The sequence below is a fragment of the Flavobacterium sp. genome (assembly GCF_031363805.1).
Classification (GTDB): Bacteria; Bacteroidota; Bacteroidia; order Flavobacteriales; family Flavobacteriaceae; genus Flavobacterium.
In genome coordinates, this window is sequence record NZ_JANLVD010000097.1 from 1 (window position 1) to 4,011 (window position 4,011).

Below are 4,011 nucleotides of genomic sequence, written 5' to 3' on the forward strand. Positions count from 1 at the left end.
GCGTTCATCTACATAAGTATCAATATTTAATTTGTATTGTTTCCCGGTATGGTACATAAATTGCCATAAACCAGTAGCGCCCATTCTGGAAACTGCTTTTGGTTTCAATGCAGATTCTACTACAGCTAAGTATTTTATTTCCAGAGGAATATTGTGTTTTGCCATGGCTTCCTCAAAAATAGGGAAGTAATATTGTGAAAGTCCCATCAACCTTTCATACGATTTTCTACGATTTTTTAAGAACGATTTTACGATGTTTTCCAAACCTACATTATATTCTATATTGAAGGCAGATTTTTCATCGAGCAAACGCAATCTTTCTTTGAAAACTTCGGTAGACAATTCATAATCAACCGGTGTTTCTGGATTTATGGTTTCAATATCTTTTATTAAATCGTTATATAAGTCTAGATTGCAGAGTTCTTTTGCCCACAAATCGTCTGTTCTGTCACATGATTTGTAGTTGACAAATGAGCCTTTGATTGAATCTAAAAACGAAGTTTTTACTTGTGGAATTTTTACAGTGTCAGGCAATGTAACTACTTGAGCATAAAAAAAATGTGTTGTAAAAAAGAGTAAAATAAAAGTGAATTTCTTATTTATCATAGTAGTAGGTTTTAAATCGTTATCTGTCAATAAGTTGTATTTGGGCTGTAAACTTATAAATCTTCTAACGATAATTGATAAAAAAAATTGTTAAACTTGCTGTTTTAATCTAAAATTGCAGCTATTCCAGGCAAAATTTTGCCTTCTAGCATTTCGAGCATGGCGCCGCCGCCAGTGGATACATAACTTACTTTGTGTTCAAAACCAAACTGTTTGACTGCGGCCACACTATCGCCACCACCAACCAATGAAAATGCTCCTTTTTTGGTTGCTTCGGCTATAAAATTGCCCAATTTGATGGTTCCGTTTGCAAAGTTTGGCATTTCAAAAACACCCAAAGGACCGTTCCAAAGTATTGTTTTTGAGTCTAAAATTACTTTTTTAAAGTTTTCCAATGATTTTGGACCTGCATCAAGACCTTGCCAACCATCAGGAATTTTTGTAACATCTGTTATTTTGGTTTCTGCATCATTGGCAAAAGCGTTTGCCGCAACTACATCAACCGGAATATGAATTTGAACATTTTTTTCTTTGGCAAGTCGCAAAATTTCTAGTGCCAATTCTTGTTTGTCATCTTCACAAATAGAATTTCCTATGTTTCCGCCAAGTGCTTTTACAAAAGTAAAAGTCATGCCGCCACCAATAATCATGTGGTCAACTTTATCCAATATATTTTCTATGACCGTAATTTTTGAGGAAACTTTGCTTCCACCCAAAACAGCAGTTACTGGTTTTTGACTGTTTTTAAGTACTTTGTTCAAACTTTCTATTTCTTTGGCCATCAATAGACCAAAACATTTATTGTTTGGAAAAAATTGTGCAATAATTGTTGTTGAGGCGTGGGCTCTGTGTGCCGTTCCAAAAGCATCGTTTACATAAATATCGCCAAGTTTAGCAAGTTTTTTTGAAAACTCGACATCGCCAACTTCTTCTTCTTTATAAAACCGAAGATTTTCCAGCAAAAGTATTTCTCCTGGTTTTAAATTTTGTGCAGCACTTTCGGCTTTTTCACCAATGCAATCTGATAGAAATTTTACATCAGTTTTGAGTATTTCTGAAACTTTTTGAACTATATGCTCTAATGAAAATTCTTTTTGAATTCCTTTTGGTCTTCCTAAATGCGACATTAATATAACACTACCACCATCGGAAATAATTTTATCAATAGTTGGTTTTGCAGCTTCTATACGAGTTACATCGGTCACTTTAAAATGATCATCAAGAGGCACATTAAAATCAACTCTTATTAACGCTTTTTTATTTTGAAAATTGAAATCGGAAATGGTTTTCATTCTAAAAAATATTAATAATTTACTTGTGTTTGTGTACAAGGACAATTGCTTATACCTTGCAAGAAATCCAATCCTAAAGTAATCATGTGCGTTCCAGAATTGAAACCCGCCAGTTCGTTTAAGGTTAACTGATACGAATAGGCAAAATAGAAGTTTGCTTTTTTCAAACCAATCATTGGACCAACTGTCAATGGTTTTAATGGTTGATCATTTAAGAAACGATAAGAAGCGCCTATCCAATAATAACCTGTTCTTTGATTGTCTAAGAAACGCATTTTCACGTTTAAATCGGTACTAGAACGTTTGTCGCTTTCAAAATACTGAAAGTAGGCTGAAGGTTCAAATTCGGTTCTGCTGTCTCGATTGCTTCTATAAACGTAACCCGTATATAACTGATAATTTCGCAATAAATTTGGTTCAGCTCTGTAGAATTGTTTGATGTCTTTTGGTAAAATATTGCTAGCATTGAAACTAGCATAAAATCCTTTATTTCTATACAAAAAACCAACATCGAAATTATTATTTGAAGTAAATCGATCACTTGTAATACTTACGTCTGCAATATTAAATTTTTCGCTTTCGAGTCTAAAATTATTTAAATTGAATGAAATACCAAAAGACAAATATTGTTTGGAGTAATAATCTAAAATGATGTGATGTGCAAAAGAAAACTTTCCACCTGTTTGTCTGGTCAACCCATTTTTATCATTGTACAAATTGATTCCAATTCCTGATTGGTCGCCAATTCTAAAATCTGCATACAAAGCTTGATTTTGAGGTGCATCATCTATACCAATCCACTGACGGAAACCATTGGCTCTAATCCTGAAATTATCGCCAATTCCAGCAAATGTAGGTGAAATCACAAAAGGATTGTCTGCTAGGTATTGTGTAGCTACAGGCAGGTTTAATTCCTGACTGTAGCTTTTATTAATAGAGCAAATTAAAATAATTAATAAAGCTCTCTTTGTAATTTCTAGTATATATTTAGATGTCATCATAGTTTCGTGAATTTAAATTATCTATACAATGTGAAATGACCTACATATTCACGATCATCGTTTTCATTAACTTTTATCACATACCAGTAATCTCCAGTTGGCAATTCGTTGTTGTTGTATTTACCATTCCACGTTTGACCCTGTTTGAGTTCAGCAATTTTACGACCATAACGATCATAAATGTAAACAATTAGGTTTTTATAATTGGATGTATTTTGTGGCGCCCATCCATCATTATTTCCATCCTCGTTTGGAGTAAATACATTTGGAATTTCAATAGGTATAAATACGAATGGTCCAGCTGCGGTTGCGGTACAGCCACTACTATCCGTTACTACAACCGTATAAATTGCTGTAACTCCATAAATATATGTATTGATGTTGCCAGTACTTACCCCATTGAAAGTATAAGTGTTTCCACCTGAACCTCCTGTTGAAGTAGCCACAATTTCATTTAAACCGCCTTGAGCCAATACCAATGTTAACGGATCAACATCTGTAGCAGATATGGTAAACGGTGCCGAAGTTTTCAAACAAGTAAATTGGTTCTCTACATCGACAGTATAATTACCCGGAGTAATCAATAAGCTTGCATAGGTAGCCGAGTCAAATACGTTAGTTGCTTGTTGGCCTACTTGAACTGGAGCTGCTGTTATATTGTTCAAAGTGAAAATATAATTTATAGCTGGATCAAATCCAAATCCAGGTGGATTACCTAAATTCTGAACTTCAATTTTAACCGCTGGCAAGTTGTTCACACACGGGAAACTTACAAGAGGATTTGGAATTATGTTATCTCCTTTTTTAATCAATTGATTAAATCTAGAAATACAACCGTTATTATCCTTGATAGCAATACTATAAGTTACTCCGCCTGGTAAGTTTTGGAAAACATGAGAATTTGGACCGCTAAGTGCAAGATTATTTATTGCAACATAAGTTGAAGTGTCTGTTATAACTCCATTTACTGTAACTGTTGTATAATTTTGAGTAGCAAAATAAGGTGGTGTTCCTCCTGTAATACCTTCAAAGGTAATGATACCATTATTGTCTCCAAAACAAATCTCATTCGTAAATGTTGGATTAGGTGCAGTTAATGAAGTGGCAGGTTC

The 4,011-nt window shown here is 34.0% G+C and carries 4 protein-coding genes; all 4 read right to left on the reverse strand.

What is annotated here, in order from left to right; all coding sequences use genetic code 11:
- On the reverse strand, nucleotides 1–636 hold a 636-nt coding region (locus RMN92_RS06000), incomplete at its 3' end, for a transglycosylase SLT domain-containing protein (RefSeq protein ID WP_409024847.1).
- A 74-nt stretch (nucleotides 637–710) separates the two neighbouring features.
- Nucleotides 711–1,898 carry a phosphoglycerate kinase gene (locus RMN92_RS06005; protein ID WP_309608562.1) on the reverse strand — a complete coding sequence of 396 codons (1,188 nt, stop codon included), beginning with the start codon at nucleotides 1,896–1,898 and terminating at the stop codon, nucleotides 711–713.
- Between the two features lie 11 nt (nucleotides 1,899–1,909).
- Nucleotides 1,910–2,896 carry a type IX secretion system membrane protein PorP/SprF gene (locus RMN92_RS06010; RefSeq protein WP_309608565.1) on the reverse strand — a complete coding sequence of 329 codons (987 nt, stop codon included), beginning with the start codon at nucleotides 2,894–2,896 and terminating at the stop codon, nucleotides 1,910–1,912.
- 20 nt (nucleotides 2,897–2,916) lie between these two features.
- On the reverse strand, nucleotides 2,917–4,011 hold a 1,095-nt coding region (locus RMN92_RS06015), incomplete at its 5' end, for a T9SS type B sorting domain-containing protein (RefSeq protein ID WP_309608563.1).